The organism is Leifsonia poae (assembly GCF_050632195.1).
GTDB classification, from domain to species: Bacteria; Actinomycetota; Actinomycetes; order Actinomycetales; family Microbacteriaceae; genus Leifsonia; species Leifsonia poae_C.
In genome coordinates, this window is record NZ_CP192580.1 from 1,994,515 (window position 1) to 2,014,211 (window position 19,697).

Genomic DNA, 19,697 nt, shown 5'->3' on the forward strand with positions numbered 1-19,697 from the left:
CCGCGCGGCCCGCGGCATCCTGCGTTCTACCTGTCCGCTCCCGATCGGATCGCCCAGCGGTCCCTTCCCCATCGATCTGGATGCTTGAATGCTCGAACTGCTCGTCCTTCACCCGGTCCTCGACAACTCGTGGATCAACTTCGATGTCCCATCCCTGATACAGAACTTCTGGAGCGCCACGTTCGACGGCCTCACCTTCGGAGCCATCTACGGCCTGATCGCAGTCGGATACACGCTCGTCTACGGTGTGCTGAACCTCATCAACTTCGCGCACTCCGAGGTGTTCATCGTCGGCGCGTACGGCGTGGTCATCACCCTCACCTCACTCGGTTTCGGGCCGTCCGTCCCGAATCTCTCGCTGGCGGCGATCATCGGCGATCTCCTGCTCGCCCTCCTCGTCGGCATGGTGGCCTCGGCCGTCACCGCTTTCCTGCTGGAACGGGTCGCATACAGACCGTTGCGAAGACGCAACGCGCCGCGGCTGGCGTTCCTCATCACGGCCATCGGTGCATCGTTCGCCATCCAGTCGCTGATCTTCGTGATCCGCGGCGCGAACGCCGAGCCGGCGGTGACGATGTTCAAGCCGATCGCAGTGTTCGACGTGTTCGGCACCATCATCAACACGACCTCGATCATCATCGTGGTCTCGGCCGTCGTGCTCATGGTGCTCACCGACATGCTCATCCGGCGCACCCGCACCGGCCGCGGCATCCGCGCGGTGGCTCAGGATGCCGACACCGCGACCCTCATGGGCGTCAACAAGGAGCGGATCATCGTGATCACGTTCGTGCTCGGCGGTCTCCTCGCCGGTGCTGCCGCACTGTTCTACGTGATGCTCGTCCCCTCCGGTGTGATCTACACCGGCGGGTTCGTGCTCGGCATCAAGGCGTTCGCCGCCGCGGTGCTCGGCGGCATCGGCAACGTGCGCGGCGCCCTCCTGGGTGGACTTCTGCTCGGATTGATCGGAAACTACGGACAGATCCTGTTGGGTGATTCGCAGTGGACCGACGTCATCGCCTTCGTGGTGCTGGTGCTCGTTCTGCTCGTCAAGCCCACCGGTATCCTCGGTACCTCACTGGGGAGGAGCAGAGCATGAGCACGTCAGATGGACCCCGGGTCCTGCCCGACGCGAGAAGCGAACAGGCCGAGGATGCGGCCGAGGCTCGACGCAAGAGGGGTGGCCCCCTGCTGGGCTTCCGCAACCGGTGGAACGGTCTGCCCCGCCAGGTGCAATGGCTCTGGATGCTCATCGTGGTGGCATTGGCCTTCGCCCTGCCGTACATGAACTTCTTCCCGCTCACCACCGAACCCGGCAACGACTGGCCGCTGGCCTGCTTCTCAATGGCGGTCTACGCGTTGATCGCGGTCGGCCTGAACGTGGTGGTCGGCTATGCCGGACTCCTCGACCTCGGCTACGTCGCGTTCTTCGCGGTGGGGTCGTACACGGCGGCCATGCTCACCAGCCCGGACTCGCCGTTCATCAAGATCCCGTACCTGTGGACGATCCCGGTCGCCATGGCGGTCGCGATGATCTTCGGTGTCGTGCTCGGTGTTCCGACGCTGCGGTTGCGCGGTGACTATCTGGCCATCGTGACGCTCGGCTTCGGTGAGATCGTGCGCATCCTGGCCACGATCATCCCCGCGCTGAAGGGTCAGGTCGGGTTCCAGAACGTGGGTCACCCGCCGGGCGAGAACGCGAACGGTGTACCGATCTTCTCGAACTCGAACGGCGTGCCCTGGTACTGGCTGACGATCACGATCATCATCGTGATCCTGCTCCTCGTCGGCAACCTGGAGCGCAGCCGCGTCGGCCGCGCCTGGATCGCCATCCGCGAAGACGAGGACGCCGCCGAGATCATGGGCGTCCCCACGTTCAAGTACAAGGTGTGGGCGTTCGCCATCGGCGCTGCGGTGGGTGGCCTCTCGGGCGCGCTCTTTGCCGGGCAGGTCGGCTTCGTCAACAACCAGAAGTTCGACGTGCAGACCTCGATCCTGTTCCTCGCCGCCGTGGTGCTCGGTGGAACGGGAAACAAGGTCGGAGCCCTGCTGGGTGGCGCGATCGTGGCGTACATCCCGCTGCGGTTCACGGCTATCGCCGACTACAAGTACCTGATCTTCGGTGTCGCGCTTGTGGTGCTGATGATCTTCCGGGCGAAGGGTCTCGTGCCCGCCAAGCAGCGTCTGCTCGCCTACGGCAGGAACGCGTTCAAGTACCTGGTCGACAAACCGAAGTCGCCGCCGCCCACCACCGCGTCGACTCCGACGACCACGCCGACCCCGAGGGGAGACGCATCATGACCGACGCACGCGACAACGTGCCCGACGGCCTGGCCCCCGGTGCCGATCCCGAAGCCCTCGCCGAACTCGACGTGAACCTCGACGTCGCGGCCGCCGCCGCACCTGATCGCGAAATCGCGGTCGAGGTCGGCGACAGCATCGTCGAGGTGAAGAACCTGACGGTCAAGTTCGGTGGCCTTTTGGCTCTCGACAACGTCAGTTTCGACATCAAGCGCGGTGAGATCCTCGGGTTGATCGGTCCGAACGGCGCAGGCAAGACCACCTGCTTCAATGCGATGACCGGGGTCTATAGGCCGACCAGTGGCGACGTGCTGCTGGAGGGCAAATCGATCAAGGGTCAGAAGCAGCACCAGATCACTCGCCTCGGGCTGGCGCGCACGTTCCAGAACATCCGGCTGTTCGGCGAGATGAGCGCTCTCGAGAACGTGGTGGTCGGTCTGGATGCGCGGCACAAGACGAGTGTCCCCGGCGCCCTGGTGCGCACACCGCGGCACACGCGAGAGGAAAAGTCCGCCATCGAACGAGGGATGGCTCTGCTCGAGTTCGTGGGGATCGCCGACCTGGCGACGACCGCATCCCGACAGCTGCCGTACGGATACCAGCGCCGTCTGGAGATCGCACGAGCGCTCGCGACCGACCCCAAGGTGCTCTGCCTGGACGAGCCGGCCGCCGGCTTCAACCCGGCGGAGAAAGAGGACCTGATGGACCTCATCCGCACGATCCGCGCCGACGGGTACACCGTGCTGCTGATCGAGCACGACATGCGGCTGGTGATGGGAGTCACCGACCGGATCGTCGTGCTGGAGTTCGGCCGCAAGCTCGCCGACGACGTCCCGACCGTGATCCGCAACGACCAGCGCGTGATCGCCGCCTACCTGGGGGAGCCCGAAGATGACGTTGCTTGAGCTGAAGAACGTGAGCGTCGCCTATGGACGCATCGAGGCCATCCACGACATGTCGTTCTCGGTCGAGGAGGGCGAGATCGTCAGCCTCATCGGGGCCAACGGTGCAGGCAAGTCGACGACGATGAAGACCATCTCGGGTCTGCTGAACCCGTCGAAGGGCTCCATCATGTTCGACGGTCAGGACATCACGAAGATGAAGGCGCACATCCGTGTCGTCAAAGGGATCTCGCAGGCTCCTGAAGGTCGGGGGATCTTCCCCGGCATGACGGTCTACGAGAACCTCGACATGGGTGCATTCGGCCGCAAGGATCGCAGCGGCATGGCCGCCGACTTTGATCGGGTCTTCTCGCTGTTCCCGAGGCTGGCCGAACGACGCACGCAGGTCGGCGGCACAATGTCCGGCGGCGAGCAGCAGATGCTCGCGATCGGTCGGGCGCTGATGTCTTCACCGCGCCTGCTCCTCCTCGACGAGCCCTCGATGGGTCTCGCCCCGCAGTTCATCAAGCAGATCTTCTCGATCATCAGCGAGATCAACAAGCAGGGCACGACCATCCTCTTGGTCGAGCAAAACGCCAACCAGGCGCTCGCTCGCGCCGACCGTGGGTTCGTCCTCGAGACCGGTTCCATCACGAACTCCGGCACTGGCCGCGAACTCCTCGCCAACCCGGCGATCAAAGAGGCCTATCTCGGCGTCGGCTGATCACCGCTCGAGCCCGGGGTTCTCCCGCTGATTCTCCGGTTTCGGCGCAAGAACCCCGGGCTCGATTGCGCGCGCCGGGCGGGGCGGACCGGAGGCTGGCCGCCGGTCGGGTAAATTTGGCGCAGACATTCCGTACGACGCGAGAAAGAAGGGGCGCAGGTGTATCTGAAGAGCCTGACGCTCAAGGGGTTCAAGTCCTTCGCACAGTCGACGACCTTCGCGTTCGAACAGGGCGTAACCTGCGTCGTCGGCCCGAACGGTTCTGGCAAGTCGAATGTGGTGGATGCGCTCGCCTGGGTCATGGGCGAGCAGGGCGCGAAGACCCTTCGCGGCGGCAAGATGGAAGACGTCATTTTCGCCGGCACCTCCACGCGCGGCCCGCTCGGCCGCGCCGAGGTCACGCTCACGATTGACAACTCCGACGGCGCTCTGCCCATCGAGTACTCCGAGGTGACGATCTCGCGCACGCTGTTCCGGAACGGCGGCAGCGAGTACGCGATCAACGGCTCCGCTTGCCGACTGCTCGACGTGCAGGAACTGCTCAGCGACTCCGGTCTCGGCCGCGAGATGCACGTCATCGTCGGTCAGGGGCAGCTGGATGCGGTGCTGCACGCGAGCCCCGAGGATCGGCGCGGCTTCATCGAGGAGGCCGCGGGCATCCTGAAGCATCGTCGTCGCAAAGAGAAGACCCTCCGCAAGCTGGAGGCGATGCAGACCAACCTGACCCGTCTGAGCGACCTGGCGGGGGAGATCCGTCGGCAGCTGAAGCCGCTGGGTCACCAGGCGGAGATCGCCCGCGAGGCGCAGTCGATCGCGGCCGTGGTGCGCGACGCCCGCGCTCGCCTGCTCGCCGACGAGGTCGTCACCCTGCGCACCGCGCTCGACGACCACGGTCGCACCGAGTCAGAGCGGCACAGCGAACGCATCGTGCTGCAGGAGCAGCTCGAACAGAAGCAGCTTCGTGTGGCACGCCTCGAGCAGGCCCAGGTGGGCGACGAGGTGGATGTGGCCCGGCGCACGGCCTTCGGCCTCGAGTCGGTGCAGGAACGACTCCGCAACCTCTACACGATGGCCAACCAGCGTCTCGCGCTGCTCGGGAGCCAGGCCGAAGCGCCCGACTCCGGTCCGGGCGTGAGCCCTCAGATGGTGCAGGATGCGCGCGACGAAGTCGAACGTCTGCGCGCGGTCGTACTCGAATCCGAGGCCGCTTGGACCGCATCCCAGACCGCCACGCGCTCGGCGCGATCGCGTCTCGATGCGGTCGATGAGGAGATCGCGGCACAGAGCGCTCTCGTCTCGAGACATGACCTCGAGATCTCGAAGCTGAGCGGGCAGGCCGACGCCGCCGCCCAGCGTCTGGCCGCTGTCCGCGGCGAAGTCCTCCGCCAGCAGAACGCGCACGATGCCGCGACCGAGCGCCGCGAGAAGGCGCGCGCGGATTTCGCAGCTCGCGAAGCAGAGGCCGCGACAGCCGACGTCGGCGAGGGCAACCTCGACGAGGCCTACGAGCTCGCGCAGGCCGATGTATTCGAGGCCGAGGGGGAGATCGAGCGGCTGCGCGAAGAACTCCACGTCCTGGAACGGGAGCGCGACGCTCTCGCCGCCCGCACCGGTGCGCTGTCTCTCGCCCTCGACCAGAAGGACGGCTCCGCCGCGCTTGTCGCTGCGCGCCTCGCCGGGGTCCGTGGGCTCGTTGCGGAACACATCCGCGTGCATCCTGGTTTCGAAGCCTCGATCGCTGCCGCACTGGGTTCGCTGGCGGATGCTGTGCTCGCCGATGACCGCGACCGGGCCTTCGAGGCGGTCGCCCACGCCTCCGCCGACGACTTAGGTCGCGTCGAGGTCATCATCGCCGATGCGGACGCCGCTGCCGTCGACCTCTCCGGTGTCGCGGGCGTCGTGCCCGCACGCTCGGTGGTCGAGGCGCCGGCGGGAGTGCTGGGCATCCTCGCCCTGACTGCGATCGCCGACGACCTCGACGCCGCACGCGCCGCTCATGCCGCCTTCGCGAAGCGCGCTCTCGGCGCCCCCGTCACCATCATCACCAAGAGCGGGGATGTGCTCACCGACTATGTGCTCCGCGGCGGTTCCGGCGCCAAGCGCAGTCGGATCGAGCTGATCGCCGAGCGCGAGACCGCTCAAGACAGGCTGGGCGAGGTCACCTCGCTGATCGACCGGGCCCGGTTTGCTCTCGCGGAGCAACGTGGAGTGCTGCAGGTCGCCAAGGAGCAGTCGCAGACCGCACTCACCGCACTGCGCGCATTCGACGCGCAGCTGGCAGCCCAGACCGAGCAGCTGAACCGACTCAAAGTGCAGCTCGAGGCTTCGCAGGCCGAGTACGAGCGGTTGAGCTCTGCGCTCGCTCTCGCAGGCGACCGGGTCGCGGAGGCCGAGGCTGCCGCGGAGAAGGCCAAGGCGGAACTGGAAGCCGCGCGCTCACGACCGCGGCCGATCCTCGATGTGAGCGCCCGCGACAGCCTCTCGGCCGAACTGGATGCGTCGCGTGAGGCCGAGGTCGAGGCCCGACTGAACGTCGAGACCGCCAAGGAGCGCGTGCGCGCGGAGCAGGCCAGGGGAGAGGCGCTCGCACGTCAGCTGGACGCCGAACGTGCCGCAGCCGAGGAGGCGGCCCGTCGTGCCGTCATCCGTCGCCGTCAAGTCGACGCCGCCACCGGTGTGATCGAGGCGCTGCCCGCCGTTCTCGATTCGGCAGACCGTTCCGTCGCGCAAGCGCGCGTCGAGCTCGCAGCGGCGGAGGCCAGGCGTGCGAGTCAGAACGAAGAGCTGTCCACGCTCCGGCGCGAGGAGAACGCTCTTCGCGAGCGACTGCAGACCATCACCGAGAGTGTGCACGGGCTCGAACTGCAGATCTACGAGAAGAAGCTGCACCTCTCGAGCCTCTTGGAGCGCGCGGGGAGTGAGCTCGGACTCGTCGAGGACGTTCTGGTCGCCGAGTACGGTCCGGAGGTCCCCATCCCGGTGGACGTCGATCGTCGCGACCATGAAGAGAACGAGGAGAGCGCGGCCACCGCCGAGTCTGACACCCGTGCCGAGGTCGAGACGGTCCCGTTCAACCGTGAGCAGCAGCAGAGAAGACTGGCGTCAGCCGACCGCAAGCTCGCACAGCTCGGGCGCGTGAACCCGCTGGCGCTCGAGGAGTTCGCCGCGCTGGAACAGCGGCACAAGTTCCTCACCGAGCAGCTCACCGACCTCACGAACACCCGCAAAGACCTGCTGACGATCATCGAGGAGATCGACGAGAAGATGCAGACCATCTTCGAGTCGGCGTTCGAGGACACGAAGGCAGCTTTCGGCTACGTCTTCCCGATCCTCTTCCCTGGCGGAACGGGCAGCATCTCGCTGACGAACCCCGACGATCTGCTGACGACCGGCATCGAGGTCTCGGTGAAGCCGGCCGGAAAGAAGATCGAGCGGCTCTCGCTGCTGTCCGGTGGCGAACGGTCTCTGGCGGCGGTCGCCCTGCTGATCGCGATCTTCAAGGCGCGCCCCAGCCCGTTCTACATCATGGACGAGGTCGAGGCGGCTCTCGACGATGCCAACCTCGGTCGCCTGCTCACGATCTTCGAAGACCTGCGCGAGTCCAGCCAGCTCATCGTCATCACTCACCAGAAGCGCACGATGGAGATCGCGGACGCACTCTACGGCGTCTCGATGCGTCAGGACGGCGTCTCCGCCGTGGTGGGGCAGCGAATCGCACAGGAACAGGCTTCTTAGCTACTGCGCAGTGCGTCGAGCGCGGGTTCGGCCTCGGCGAGACTCGCCGTCGCTGCCGCCTCTACCTCAGCGGCGAGTCGCGCGATCCCGGCGATCGCGGATGCACTGAGCTCGGTCGCCGAGGAGCGCTCGCGCAGGTAGAGCGCAAGCAACGTGCCGTCGCGGTTGTCGCCGTAGGCGTCTTGCACCGCCTCGGCCTCGGCCGCGAGCTCGGTCACGTCGCGGGTGTCCGCGACCGCCTCGGCCGCATACCGCAGTCTGCGCGCGGCCTTGCGGAGGCGGTGCCGCTCGTCCAAGGTCGTGGGCTCCGGGATGCGAACCCGATCCAGCGCTCTCGCCAGCGCCGCCTCGATCAGTTCGTCGCCATGCTTCTCGGCGCGTTTCCGCAGCGGCGGTCGTGCGGCGAACTCCTGGACGTCGGCCAACAGGATGCGGTGCGAGCGGCCCTGCAGCCGCGCCACCAGTACCCGCTCCGCCGCTTCGAACTCGCGGCGCGCTTCCTCGGCGAACGAGAGCACGGCATCCATGACGTCCGGCGTAGTCTGTGCCTCGAGGAGGTTCTCGAGGGCGGTCGCCCGCACCTCGAGGTCACGGGCACGGCCCAGGGCGTCGCCCAATGATTTGAGCCGGGCGCTCAGCTCCTTCGCCGCGGCCTTGTTGAACGCTCGGCGGTAGACGCCGAGCACACTGCGCAGGCGGCGAACACGCGTGCGGGCCTGGTGCACCGCATCCTCGCCCCCCAGCTCTACCGCGATGAGCTGCTCGGCGAGCTCTGCGGAGAGGCGGACGAGGGCGAACATGGTGACACCGTAGCAACTAGGCTCGTGCGTATGGCAGATCGCACCCCCTGGTCGCTGTCGAACGCTCTGCGGGGCATGTTCGCCAAGAAGACCATCGATGACACCACCTGGGACGACCTCGAGACGGCACTCATCACCGCCGATTTCGGACCGGACGTGACCGAGGCCATCGTCGACGACCTGCGCGCCAAGGTCGAGCGCTACCGCACCACCGACCCGGCCGACCTGCAGCGGATGCTCCGCGAGACCCTCGAAGAACGTCTCTCGAAGTACGACACGACCTTGAAGCTGAGCGAGCGCCCTGCCGTCGTGCTCGTCGTCGGTGTTAACGGCGTCGGCAAGACGACCACGATCGGCAAGTTCGCGAAGTTCCTGCGCACGTACGACCGCACCGTCGTCGTCGGTGCAGCGGATACGTTCCGTGCGGCTGCCGTCGAGCAGTTGGCGACTTGGGCCGAGCGAGCGGGGGCGTCGATCGTACGGCCGCAGCAGCAGGGTCAGGACCCGGCATCCGTCGCGTTCCAGACCGTCGAGCTCGCCAAGCAGAACGGCACCGAGATCGTCATCATCGACACCGCAGGACGACTGCAGACCAAGGGCGGCCTGATGGACGAGATGTCGAAGATCAAGCGCGTCGTCGAGAAGCAGGCGCCGATCGCCGAGGTACTGCTCGTACTCGACGCCACCACGGGTCAGAACGGGCTAGCGCAGGCAGAGGCCTTCCTCGAGCACGCCGGCGTCACCGGTCTCGTCCTCACCAAGCTCGACGGGTCGGCCAAGGGCGGCTTCGTCCTCGCTGTGCAGGAGAAGACGGGCATCCCGATCAAGCTCGTCGGCCAGGGCGAGGGGATCAACGACCTCACCGGTTTCACGCCTCACGTCTTCGCGCAGCAGCTGGTCGGATAGGGGAGCGGTATGGCCATCGAGCACGACTACTTCGGGATCATCGACGAGACCGCGAGCGGCGGCCTCGCCTGGGGCGACTCTGCCGACGTGTCCGAGCAGGTCGTCGAGATCGAGCTCCAGGCGGACGACGAGTCCGCGGTCACCGAGTTCGCTCTCGACGCCGCTGCCGCCCTCATCCAGGCGCTCGAGGGTTTCGACTCGCGGGCTCGGGATGCGCTCATCGCCGAACTGAGTTCACGCGCCTCCGCGACCACCAGCTACATCGACGATCACGTCGCGAAGCTCGGCGACACGCTGCTCGACCTGCTCGTCTACAACTCAGGCGACATCCCGGTGGACGTGCTGCGTTCACTGCAGCTCGTGCGAGTGGTCATCCAGCCCGACCATCCGGACGAGGAGGAGGTCTTCGCGACCTTCGACTACTCGATCAGCCCCGACGAGACGGATGCGCTCCTCACCGTGAGCTTCGACATCCGGGGCGATGTGGTCTCGATCGACACCCAGGATTCGTAGCGCGTTCCGAACTCGGAGCGCACATCCGGTACGCGCGCGGCTGAATGCGCGCTTGCTCACAGCATCCGCCCGTTAAACTGGATAGATCATGGCTACTTTCGGAACGCTGTCTGACCGGCTCGCAGACACCTTCAAAAACCTCCGCACCAAAGGCAAGCTGACTGCCGCCGACGTCGACGGCACCGTGCGCGAGATCCGGCGCGCACTCCTCGACGCCGACGTCGCTCTCGACGTCGTCAAGGAGTTCACCGGCAAGGTGCGTGAGCGCGCCCTGAGCGATGAGGTCAACAAGGCTCTCAACCCGGCACAGCAGGTCGTGCAGATCGTCAACGAAGAGCTGGTCGCCATCCTGGGCGGACAGCAGCGCCGTCTGCAGTTCGCGAAGAAGCCGCCGACCGTGATCATGCTCGCAGGTCTCCAGGGCGCGGGTAAGACGACCCTCGCCGGCAAGCTGGCCAAGTGGCTCGTCAAAGACGGGCACACACCGGTCCTTGTCGCGGCCGACCTCCAGCGTCCGAACGCCGTCACCCAGCTGCAGATCGTGGGCGAGCAGGCCGGAGTTCCGGTGTTCGCGCCTGAGCCGGGCAACGGCGTCGGCAACCCGGTCAAGGTCGCCAAAGAGGCGCTCAAGTTCGCCGAGACCAAGCAGTACGACACGGTCATCGTCGACACGGCCGGCCGTCTCGGCGTCGACGCGGAACTCATGAAGCAGGCCGCCGACATCCGCAAGGCCGTCGACCCCGACGAGGTGCTCTTCGTCATAGACGCCATGATCGGTCAGGATGCGGTCGCAACCGCCAAGGCCTTCCAAGACGGCGTCGACTTCACCGGTGTGGTGCTTTCAAAGCTCGACGGCGACGCCCGCGGTGGCGCCGCACTGTCGGTGGCGTCGGTTACCGGACGTCCGATCATCTTCGCCTCCACGGGTGAGGGGCTCGACGACTTCGAGCCGTTCCACCCCGATCGCATGGCGAGCCGCATCCTCGACCTGGGCGACATCCTGACCCTCATCGAGCAGGCGCAGGAGGCCTTCGACGAGGAGGAGGCGCGCAAGGTCGCGGAGAAGTTCGCGACCGACACGTTCACTCTCGACGACTTCCTCAAGCAGATGCAGCAGCTGCGCGACATGGGCTCCATCAAGAAGATGATGGGGATGCTCCCGGGCGCCGGCGCGATGAAGCAGCAGCTCGACAACTTCGACGAGAAGGAGATCGTGCGCACCGAGGCGATCATCCAGTCGATGACCAAGGCCGAGCGCACCACTCCGAAGCTTCTCAACGGATCGCGTCGTCTGCGCATCGCAAGGGTTCCGGCTCGACCGTCACCGAGGTGAACCAGCTGGTGAACCGGTTCGAGCAGGCGGCGAAGATGATGAAGACCGTCGCCAAGGGCGGCGTCCCGAACGTTCCCGGCATGGGTCCGATCCCGGGCGCCGGGTTCAGCGGCGGGCGCGGCAAGGCGCAGCAGCCCAAGAAGAAGGGCTCCAAGTCCGGCAACCCGGCGAAGCGGGCGGCCGAGAACGCGGCGCTGGCCTCGGGCGCGAAGCCCACGGGAGCCGCAGCGGGTTCAGGATTCGGTCTTGGTGCGCCGGGCGGCAAGCCCGGCGGCCCGTCAGAGGAAGAGCTCGCCTCGCTGCAGAAGTTCCTCGGCCGCTAGGCCGAAGGCGGCACCCGACGCGCGGGCGGCACCGCCACGTCTACAGGGCGAGGTTGAGCGTCGCCAGCTTCTCTTCGATGGTCTTGGCCACTTCGACCTGTCCGGAGACGTTGGGGTGGATCTGGTCCGGCTGCAGCCACGCGGTGTGGCCGACGAGCGGGAAGCCGATGTCGAGGAACGTGCCGTCGACGCCGGTAACCGACTTGCGGACGATCTCATCGACCCTGGTCATCGTTGCCGGCGGCTGATCCGAGCCCCAGACGGCGGTGATCCCGATGATCCGTGCCTTCGGGAACGCGTCACGGAGGGCATCGAGCATCTCCGTGCTCTTCTTCTCGACGAGTGCGGGGTCTTGATCCCGGTCGTTGCGAGTGGCGGCGATCAGGATGCAGTCGGGCTTGAGCTGCAGAGCGCGGTCGACCTGCTGCTGGAACGTCGTGCCGTTCCAGCCCGGCTTGACGAACCCGGAGCCGGAGACAGCCAGGTCGGTCAGCTTCCAGTTGTGCGCCGCTGCGACCAGCGCGGGCCACGCCTCATCGGGCTTCACGCCCTTGCCGAAGGCGATCGAGTCGCCGATCGCGACCGCCTGAATCTGATGCTGGGGCGCGGGCGCGGCGACGGGCGTGCCGACTGCGGCCACGGGCCGTTGAACAGGTGCGGCAGAGCAACCTGCGAGGAGTGCGGCCGACGCCGTCAGCGCCACGAGGGCAGCCACTCGGAGGCTACGGGTTGACATGCGCACGAGCCGAGAGTAGTACTGCGAAACTGCGTGAACGCTGTGGATGCGGGCGCGTGTCTCAGCGAGGAAGTCCGGAGCGCAACTCGTGCGTGAGCGAACTCACCACGGCCTGCAGACTCCCACCGTTCGCTTCGGCGACTTTGAGCTGCCGCTGGTAGCTCGCACCGGTGCGCAGGATGACGTCCACCGTCTCGAGTTCTGCCAGGCAGCCGAGCCGTTCGGCCTCAGGCGCGAGGTCCACGACGAGGTCGCGAAGTGCGTCCGAGACGAGGCGCTCCTCGCCGTCGGGAGCCACGATGATCTCGGCGTCGAGGCCGTAACGGGCGGCCCGCCACTTGTTCTCGCGCACGAACCACGGCTGCAGTGTGACGGGCTCGACGCCATCATCGAGCTGTCCGGACATCCGGTCGGTCAGACAATGGATGAGAGCCGCCACCGCCCCGACCTCGTCGGCCGTCGACAGGCCGTCGCACGCCCGCATCTCCACGGTTCCCCATTTCGGAGAGGGGCGGATGTCCCAGCGCACTTCCGAGTGATCGGTCACGACGCCGGTCGTCACCAGATCTTGCACGTACTCCTCGTAGTTCGCCCAGGTTCCGAACTGCCAGGGCAGACCGGCCGTGGGCAGCTGCTGGAACATCAGCGCACGGTTGGACGCGTATCCGGTGTGCGCCCCGGCCCAGTACGGGCTCGAGGCGCTGAGGGCCTGCAGATGCGGATAGTACGTGAGGAGGCCGTTGACGATCGGAAGGGCCTTATCGCGGTCGTCGATCCCCACATGCACATGAATGCCCCAGATCATCATCTGGCGGCCCCACCACTGCGTGCGGTCGAGCAGCCGGTCGTAGCGCTCGTTCGGTGTGACCTTCTGCTCGTACCACTGGGCGAACGGATGCGTTCCCGCGCACATCAGTTCGACACCGAGCGGGTCGGTCACTCCGCGCACGAGCCTGATGAGCTCCTGCAGATCGGCGATCGCAGCGGGCACGGTGTGGTGGACGCGGCTGACCAGCTCGATCGTGTTGAGGAGCAACTCGTGGGTGATCTGGGGATGTTCGCGGCCGTCGGGCGTGCCGAGCTCGCGCAGCACGTCCTCGGCGATGTTCACCAGCTCGCCGGTGGATCCGTCGACGAGCGCGAGCTCCCATTCGACGCCGACTGTGGAGCGCTCGGATTCCGAGAATTCGATCTGCATACTGAACGTCCCGTTCATCCGATTATTCAAGGGCGGCGATATCTGACAGAATAGCTAGTTGAGTTCCGTGCTTACTCGACCCTCTAATCAAGTTCGCGCAGAAACCCTTAGACCTCCTGCCGAGTGTGCCCCCACGCTCACGGCAGTCAGTTCGTCAAACACCTCATACAACACAGGAGAATTGTGGCTGTCAAAATCCGTCTGAAGCGCCTCGGCAAGATCCGCGCCCCGTACTACCGCATCGTCGTTGCCGACTCGCGCACCAAGCGCGACGGTCGTGTCATCGAGGAGATCGGTCTGTACCACCCGACCGAGGAGCCCTCGGTCATCCAGGTCGACTCGGAGCGTGCTCAGTACTGGCTCGGCGTCGGCGCCCAGCCGAGCGAGCAGGTTCTCGCACTCCTCAAGCTCACCGGCGACTGGGGCAAGTTCAAGGGCGACAAGAACGCTGTCAGCACCGTCAAGACCAAGGAAGCCAAGGCTGAGTTCCAGGTCGACGAGAAGAAGAAGCCGGTTCTGAAGCCGAAGGCCGAGAAGCCCGCCGAGGTCGTCGCCGAGGCTGAGGCCGTCGTCGAGTCCGAGGTCGAGGCTGAGGAAGCCGCCGAGGCCGAGGTGGTCGAGGCCGCCGAGGAGATCACCGAGGCTGCTGCCGACGGCGAGAAGGCGTAGCCTTGCTCGCTCCCGCACTGGCACACCTCGTCAAGGGGATCGTCGATCACCCCGACGACGTGCACGTCGTTGCAAAGAGTTCGCCCCGCGGCGAGGTCCTCGAGGTTCGTGTGAACCCCGAGGACCTCGGCCGGGTCATCGGCCGGGCCGGTCGCACCGCCAAGGCGCTGCGCACGCTCGTGGCCGCGCTGGCAGACGGACGTCGCGTTCGCGTCGACGTCGTCGACACCGACGACTGAGGTGGCCGAACACAAGCTGCCCCCGGCTGACGGTCCACGGTCCGATCAGACGCAGCTCCGAGTCGGTCGGCTCGTCAAGGCGCACGGCCTGAAGGGCGCCATCAAGGTGGAGCTCTACACGGACGAGCCCGAGAAGCGGTTCGCCCCCGGCGCGATCTTCACCCTGCAGGTGCCGACCGCGTCGAAGTGGCACGGCAAGACGCTCGAACTGGTCGAACTGCGCTGGTACAACGCCCATGCGGTCGGCTTCTTCAAGGGAGTCGACGACCGCACGGAGGCCGAGTCTTTGATCAAGGCGATCCTCTGGGTCAGTCAGGATCCGAAGGAGCTCCCCGAAGAGGAAGACGCCTGGTACGACCACCAACTGGTCGGGCTGGACGCGCTCCGCGACGGTGTCAAGGTCGGTCTCGTCGCTCGCGTCGATCACCTGCCTGCTCAGGATCTGCTCGCGATCAAGACCGCTGACGGCGAGGTGCTCGTTCCGTTCGTCAAGGCGATCGTGCCCGAGGTCGATCTCGCGGCAGGAACGCTGACGCTCACGCCGCCGATCGGGCTGTTCGAAGAACTGCCCGAGGAGCCGGAGGAGCCTGAGGCCGAGGCCGAGGCCGAATCCGAATCGCCAGACCCCGACGACAAACCTTCCGAGTAACAGAAGAGCCCCGACCATCCGGTCGGGGCTCTTCTGTTTTCTTGCTAACGCACGATCGCGAGCCCGCGCGCCCTGAGCGACCGGGTGTCCGCATCCAGAGCGGCCAGCAGCCGTTCGTGGGTGGCCACGATGTGATGGTGGATGTGCTGAGCGGCGGCGTCCGCATCCCTTGCTGCGATCAGGTCCACGATCTCGCAGTGCTCGGCCCACGCGGCGCGGCGCGCGTCCTCCGTGCGCACCTCGAGCCAGCGAGTTCTCGCCAGTCGGGTCATGGCGGAGTCGACGGCGTCGGCGAAGAAGTGATTGCCCGAGAGCCCGGCCAGGTCGACGTGGAAATGCGTGCCCGCCCTCACGCTCGCCTCGCTCGGACCGTCGAGCACGAACGCGCCGAGCCGCTCTCTGAGCGCCGTCACCTCTTCGTCGCTCGCCCGCGCACAGCTGAGGCGCGCGGCCGCGGTCTCGACCGCATCCCGCAGCTCGCTGAGTCGGATGATCTCGCCGAGGTCGATGGGGAGACCTGCCAGGCCCTCCCGTCGCGCTCGACCAGCCCGTCGGCCTCGAGGCGCATGAGCGCCGCACGCAGCGGGGTTCGGGATGCGCCGAGCTCGGTCTCCAGGCCACGCTCGGTGAGTCGCGCGCCCGGCATTCTGTCGAGGTCGAGGATCTGCGAGCGAAGACGATCGTAGACATGCGTTTGTTCGGCCAAGACGCCCTCTCTGTTTGGTATACCGTCGTGGTATACCGCTAGGGTATACCACATGGCCTCCACCCAGACGCGAACACCCCGGCCCTGGCTGATGCTGAGCTTCGGAGTGCTCGCTCAAGCCAGCTCCACGGTGTTCGTCAGCACGCCGGCGTTTCTCATCCCGTTGCTGCACACCGAGCGGGGTCTCTCTCTGCTCAGGCGGGCCTCCTTGCGTCGGCGCCGACTCTGGGGCTCGTGATCACGCTGATCGCCTGGGGTGCGCTCAGCGACCGGATCGGGGAGAGATGGGTGATCGCATCCGGACTCGCCATCACCGCGCTGGCCGGGTTCGCGGCCATGTTCGCGAGCGACTACATCAGCCTCGGAGCGCTGTTCCTCATCGGCGGGATGGCCGCGGCAAGCCCCAACGCTGCTAGCGGCCGCGTCGTGATCGGCTGGTTCCCGAAGGAGCGTCGGGGGCTCGCGATGGGCATCCGTCAGATGTGCCAGCCGCTGGGCGTCGCTGTCGCCGCCCTGACGGTCCCGCAGCTCGCCGCGTCGGGCGGGATCGCCGCCGCGCTGGTCGTGCCGGCGGTCCTCTGCGCGATCTCGGCCGTGCTCTGCGCGATCTGGATCGTCGATCCGCCGCGTCCGCCCCGACAGGTCGCGGGCGGGGATGCGCATCCCCAGGCCGCGTGGCGTCCGTACCGGGAGACCTCGCTGCTCTGGCGCATCCACGGTGTCTCGATGCTGCTCGTCGTGCCGCAGTTCACGGTGTCGACGTTCGGACTCGTCTGGCTGGTCACCCAGCTGCACTTCTCCTCGCTGGGAGCGGGAATCGTCATCGGTGTCAGCCAGTTCGCCGGTGCCATCGGCCGGATCGGGGTCGGGGTGCTGAGCGACCGTGTCGGCAGCCACCTGAGACCGTTGCGGTGGGTGTCACTGGCTGCGGTCGCCGTGATGCTGTCAATGGCGGTCGCCTCCTCGCTGGGGGCCGTCTGGGCGGCGGTCATTTTGATCGTCGCAGCCATCGTCACCGTCGCGGACAACGGTCTGGCGTACACCTCGGTCGCGGAGATCGCCGGACCGTTCTGGTCGGGTCGAGCGCTCGGCGCTCAGAACACGGGTCAGTTCCTCGCCGCCTCTGTCGTCGGCCCGGCCGTCGGCGGCCTCATCACGCTGGTCGGGTATCCGTTCGCCTTCGCCCTTGTCGCGCTCTGCCCAGCCGTTGCGACGCCGTTGGTGCCTCGCGAGCGCGAGCTCCAGGTGGTGCCGGCCGAGACCGTGGCGGCCTAGCGCGGGCGACGCCCATAGAATTTCCGTCATGCGCATCGACATCGTCACGATCTTCCCCGAGTTCTTCGATGTGCTTGACATCTCGCTCCTCGGCAAGGCCCGCCAGTCCGGGATCATCGATCTCGGCGTGCACAATCTGCGGGAACACACGCACGATCGCCACCGAACGGTCGACGACACACCGTACGGCGGGGGCGCCGGCATGGTCATGAAGCCCGAGCCGTGGGGGATGCGCTCGACGGCATCCTCGACGCGAGCCCCGGCGATCCGCTGGTCATCTTCCCGTCGCCTGCCGGGGAGGTCTTCACCCAGGCCGTCGCCCGCGAGTTGGCGGAGGAGCAGCACCTGGTCTTCGGATGCGGGCGGTATGAGGGCATCGACCAGCGCGTCTTCGACGAGACGGCGTCCCGTGCCCGGGTTCGTCTGATGAGCCTCGGCGACTACGTGCTCAACGGGGGAGAGGTCGCCACGATGGCGATGATCGAGGCGATCGGGCGGCTCATCCCTGGCGTCGTCGGCAACCCCGAGAGCCTGGTGCAGGAGTCGCACGAAGACGGGCTGCTCGAGTACCCGAGCTATACCAAGCCGGCCGTCTGGCGCGGCCGAGAGGTTCCGCCGATCCTGCTCTCCGGCAACCATGGCGCCATCGCCGCATGGCGCCGTGAGCAGCAGCTGGAACGCACCGCACGCGTGCGTCCCGATCTCCTGCCGCCTGTCTGACGCTGTCCACGCGTGCCGACTCTCAGTCGCGCGCGGTCAGGACGATCGGTCCGGTCTCGGTGATCGCGATGGTGTGCTCGGAGTGGGCACCCCTGGATCCGTCCGCGCTGCGCAGGGTCCAGCCGTCGGGGTCGGTGAAGATCTCGTCCGTCGTCTCGAGGAACCACGGCTCGATGGCGAGAACGAGACCCGCGCGCAACGGGTAGCCACGGCCGGCACGCCCGTCGTTGGGGATATGCGGGTCGCCGTGCATCGTGCGTCCGACGCCATGCCCGCCGAACTGCGTGTTGATGGAGTACCCCTCGGCGTGGGCGACGGCGGCGATGGCGGCGGAGATGTCACCGATCTTGTTAGCGGGCTGCGCGGCCTCGATCCCGGCTGTCAGGGCACGGCGCGTCGTCTCGATGAGACGGAGGTCCTCATCCCGTGCCTCGCCGACCACGATGCTGAGCGCCGAGTCCGCCACCCAGCCGTCGACGCCGGCGGCGAAGTCGAGGCTGAGGAGGTCGCCGTCCCGCAGCCGGTAATCGTGGGGAAGACCGTGCAGCACCGCGTCGTTCACCGACGTGCAGATCACCTTGCCGAACGGGCTCGCTCCGAACGACGGGTGATAGTCGAGGTAGCTCGACTCGGCACCGGCCTTCCGGATGAGGTCGTGCGCGATCCTGTCGAGCTCCAGCAGATTCGTGCCCACCCTGGCTGCGGCCGCGGTCTGCCGCAGGACGTCTGCGACGAAACGGCCTGCCGGGCGCATCTGCTCGATCTCGGCGGGGGTTCTCAGTTCGATCACGCGATCCTCGTTTCTGTCCAGGACAGTTTTTCACGCCCACGGCGAACCCGCAGCCGCTGCACAGCCGAGCGCGGATACGCTGGTCGCGTGTTCATCCGCAAGGCGTTCTACTGGTGGCTCTTCCCCTCTGCCGTCGTGCTGCCTGTCTGGCTGCTGATCGGCTGGGCGGTCTTCCACCCGAGCGGCTGGGCTTTCGTCGGGTTGTTGGTGCTCTGCCCGATCCTGTTCATCGCGTTGCTCGCGGTCGGCGGCATCATCGCGGCGCGCAAGACCGTGCGGGATCAGCGAGCTGTCTCGTGGTACGACGTCGGGCTGCTGGCCGCCTGGCACGCGACGATCGTGGTGTTCGGATGCTTCATCCCGGGTGCTACCGGCTGGATCGCCGTCCTGGGCGTACTCCTCGGCCTTGCGACCTTCTGGATCTCTCTCTGGGAGCTCATCACCGAGGCCAGGATGCGCGTCAAGCAGACATTCGACGCCTACGAGCGCGCGGCGCAACAGCAGCAGGTGAACCGCCCACCGAGTGGATTCACCGACGGCGGCGAGTACATCGTCATCGAGGAACCCCGCGACGATCGGTGAGCCCGGCGGAGGCGCTTTGGTAAACGCGCCCGGTTCATGGCAGAATTGTTGTTTGTGCCGCGGCCAGACTCTGCCACAGGGGAGTCAGCACTTCTCGCGGACACCCCATAACCGATAACCCGGACGTTGACCGCGCGGAATGCCGCGCGCCAGTAGTCCCCAAGTCCGTCCTCGACCTGTGGCGGGTACAGAGAGCGAACGAGCAATGCACATTCTCGACCAGGTGGATGCCGCTTCACTGAAGCAGAACATCCCGGCCTTCCGCGCCGGAGACACCGTCAAGGTTCACGTCAACATCATCGAGGGAACCCGCTCTCGTATCCAGGTCTTCCAGGGCGTCGTCATCGGCCGCTCGGGCGAAGGCGTCCGCGAGACCTTCACGGTCCGCAAGGTCAGCTTCCAGGTCGGCGTCGAGCGCACCTTCCCGGTTCACTCGCCGGTCATCGACCACATCGAGGTCGTCACCCGCGGTGACGTTCGTCGCGCCAAGCTGTACTACCTGCGCGAGCTGCGCGGCAAGAAGGCGAAGATCAAGGAGAAGCGCGACAACTGAGCTGTTGCGCCTCGGCGCAGCACGATGACTCGCGGCTGAACCAGCCGATCCTGAGCTCCCGGTCCTC

The 19,697-nt window shown here is 66.7% G+C and carries 18 protein-coding genes and 3 pseudogenes; 15 read left to right on the forward strand and 6 right to left on the reverse strand.

Annotation, left to right across the window (positions count from 1 at the left end):
• Positions 1 to 88: 88 nt before the first annotated feature.
• From ACQ86A_RS10125 to smc, 5 genes are all read left to right on the forward strand, one after another.
• Entirely contained in the window at positions 89 to 1,096 is a 1,008-nt protein-coding gene (locus ACQ86A_RS10125; RefSeq protein ID WP_431276973.1) for a branched-chain amino acid ABC transporter permease, read from the forward strand.
• Complete coding sequence (locus ACQ86A_RS10130) at positions 1,093 to 2,298, forward strand: branched-chain amino acid ABC transporter permease (protein ID WP_431276974.1); 1,206 nt, start codon at positions 1,093 to 1,095, stop codon at positions 2,296 to 2,298. Before ACQ86A_RS10125 ends, ACQ86A_RS10130 begins: the two co-directional genes overlap by 4 nt.
• Positions 2,295 to 3,203 carry an ABC transporter ATP-binding protein gene (locus ACQ86A_RS10135; RefSeq protein WP_431276975.1) on the forward strand — a complete coding sequence of 303 codons (909 nt, stop codon included), beginning with the start codon at positions 2,295 to 2,297 and terminating at the stop codon, positions 3,201 to 3,203. The genes ACQ86A_RS10130 and ACQ86A_RS10135 overlap by 4 nt, the downstream gene beginning before the upstream one ends.
• Positions 3,190 to 3,903 carry an ABC transporter ATP-binding protein gene (locus ACQ86A_RS10140; protein ID WP_431276976.1) on the forward strand — a complete coding sequence of 238 codons (714 nt, stop codon included), beginning with the start codon at positions 3,190 to 3,192 and terminating at the stop codon, positions 3,901 to 3,903. The genes ACQ86A_RS10135 and ACQ86A_RS10140 overlap by 14 nt, the downstream gene beginning before the upstream one ends.
• A gap of 159 nt (positions 3,904 to 4,062) precedes the next feature.
• Positions 4,063 to 7,638 (forward strand): chromosome segregation protein SMC, encoded by a 3,576-nt coding sequence (gene smc / locus ACQ86A_RS10145; RefSeq protein ID WP_431276977.1) that lies wholly within the window; start codon positions 4,063 to 4,065, stop codon positions 7,636 to 7,638.
• Here smc and ACQ86A_RS10150 read toward each other — a convergent pair.
• Complete coding sequence (locus ACQ86A_RS10150; RefSeq protein ID WP_431276978.1) at positions 7,635 to 8,438, reverse strand: CHAD domain-containing protein; 804 nt, start codon at positions 8,436 to 8,438, stop codon at positions 7,635 to 7,637. The two genes, smc and ACQ86A_RS10150, sit on opposite strands and share 4 nt — an antisense overlap.
• A gap of 30 nt (positions 8,439 to 8,468) precedes the next feature.
• On the opposite strand from ACQ86A_RS10150, the gene ftsY reads away from it, so the two are divergent.
• From ftsY to ffh, 3 genes and pseudogenes are all read left to right on the forward strand, one after another.
• Complete coding sequence (gene ftsY / locus ACQ86A_RS10155) at positions 8,469 to 9,344, forward strand: signal recognition particle-docking protein FtsY (RefSeq protein WP_431276979.1); 876 nt, start codon at positions 8,469 to 8,471, stop codon at positions 9,342 to 9,344.
• A 9-nt stretch (positions 9,345 to 9,353) separates the two neighbouring features.
• Positions 9,354 to 9,857, forward strand: coding sequence for a DUF2004 domain-containing protein (locus ACQ86A_RS10160; protein WP_431276980.1), 504 nt, complete (start codon positions 9,354 to 9,356; stop codon positions 9,855 to 9,857).
• An 88-nt stretch (positions 9,858 to 9,945) separates the two neighbouring features.
• A pseudogene (ffh, locus tag ACQ86A_RS10165) lies at positions 9,946 to 11,513 on the forward strand (signal recognition particle protein).
• 40 nt (positions 11,514 to 11,553) lie between these two features.
• Here the strand turns inward: ffh and ACQ86A_RS10170 are convergent.
• Together ACQ86A_RS10170 and ACQ86A_RS10175 are read right to left on the reverse strand one after the other, a co-directional pair.
• On the reverse strand, positions 11,554 to 12,249 hold the full coding sequence (locus ACQ86A_RS10170; RefSeq protein ID WP_431276981.1) for an SGNH/GDSL hydrolase family protein: 696 nt from the start codon (positions 12,247 to 12,249) through the stop codon (positions 11,554 to 11,556).
• A 61-nt stretch (positions 12,250 to 12,310) separates the two neighbouring features.
• Complete coding sequence (locus ACQ86A_RS10175) at positions 12,311 to 13,447, reverse strand: glutamate--cysteine ligase (RefSeq protein WP_431280419.1); 1,137 nt, start codon at positions 13,445 to 13,447, stop codon at positions 12,311 to 12,313.
• 183 nt (positions 13,448 to 13,630) lie between these two features.
• On the opposite strand from ACQ86A_RS10175, the gene rpsP reads away from it, so the two are divergent.
• The 3 genes from rpsP to rimM are packed head-to-tail and all read left to right on the forward strand — an operon-like array spanning position 13,631 to position 15,004.
• Entirely contained in the window at positions 13,631 to 14,116 is a 486-nt protein-coding gene (gene rpsP / locus ACQ86A_RS10180; RefSeq protein WP_431276982.1) for a 30S ribosomal protein S16, read from the forward strand.
• A 2-nt stretch (positions 14,117 to 14,118) separates the two neighbouring features.
• Positions 14,119 to 14,355: an RNA-binding protein gene (locus ACQ86A_RS10185; RefSeq protein WP_223690251.1), complete on the forward strand. Its 237-nt coding sequence runs from the start codon at positions 14,119 to 14,121 to the stop codon at positions 14,353 to 14,355.
• 1 nt (position 14,356) lies between these two features.
• Complete coding sequence (rimM, locus tag ACQ86A_RS10190; RefSeq protein ID WP_431276983.1) at positions 14,357 to 15,004, forward strand: ribosome maturation factor RimM; 648 nt, start codon at positions 14,357 to 14,359, stop codon at positions 15,002 to 15,004.
• Positions 15,005 to 15,048: 44 nt separating this feature from the next.
• On the opposite strand, the gene ACQ86A_RS10195 is transcribed toward rimM, so the two are convergent.
• Both ACQ86A_RS10195 and ACQ86A_RS10200 read right to left on the reverse strand, forming a co-directional pair.
• A complete protein-coding gene (locus ACQ86A_RS10195; RefSeq protein ID WP_431280420.1) occupies positions 15,049 to 15,528 on the reverse strand; it encodes an FCD domain-containing protein in 480 nt (159 codons plus the stop codon).
• A complete protein-coding gene (locus tag ACQ86A_RS10200; RefSeq protein WP_431276984.1) occupies positions 15,414 to 15,710 on the reverse strand; it encodes a GntR family transcriptional regulator in 297 nt (98 codons plus the stop codon). The genes ACQ86A_RS10195 and ACQ86A_RS10200 overlap by 115 nt, the downstream gene beginning before the upstream one ends.
• 52 nt (positions 15,711 to 15,762) lie before the next feature.
• On the opposite strand from ACQ86A_RS10200, the pseudogene ACQ86A_RS10205 reads away from it, so the two are divergent.
• Together ACQ86A_RS10205 and trmD are read left to right on the forward strand one after the other, a co-directional pair.
• Positions 15,763 to 16,985 (forward strand): annotated as a pseudogene (locus tag ACQ86A_RS10205) (MFS transporter).
• Positions 16,986 to 17,013: 28 nt separating this feature from the next.
• Positions 17,014 to 17,705 (forward strand): annotated as a pseudogene (trmD, locus tag ACQ86A_RS10210) (tRNA (guanosine(37)-N1)-methyltransferase TrmD).
• A 22-nt stretch (positions 17,706 to 17,727) separates the two neighbouring features.
• Here trmD and map read toward each other — a convergent pair.
• On the reverse strand, positions 17,728 to 18,495 hold the full coding sequence (map, locus tag ACQ86A_RS10215; protein ID WP_431276985.1) for a type I methionyl aminopeptidase: 768 nt from the start codon (positions 18,493 to 18,495) through the stop codon (positions 17,728 to 17,730).
• An 87-nt stretch (positions 18,496 to 18,582) separates the two neighbouring features.
• Here map and ACQ86A_RS10220 point away from each other — a divergent pair, with 87 nt between their 5' ends.
• Complete coding sequence (locus ACQ86A_RS10220) at positions 18,583 to 19,077, forward strand: hypothetical protein (protein ID WP_431276986.1); 495 nt, start codon at positions 18,583 to 18,585, stop codon at positions 19,075 to 19,077.
• 205 nt (positions 19,078 to 19,282) lie between these two features.
• Entirely contained in the window at positions 19,283 to 19,630 is a 348-nt protein-coding gene (gene rplS, locus ACQ86A_RS10225; protein ID WP_431276987.1) for a 50S ribosomal protein L19, read from the forward strand.
• The last annotated feature ends 67 nt before the right edge of the window (positions 19,631 to 19,697 follow it).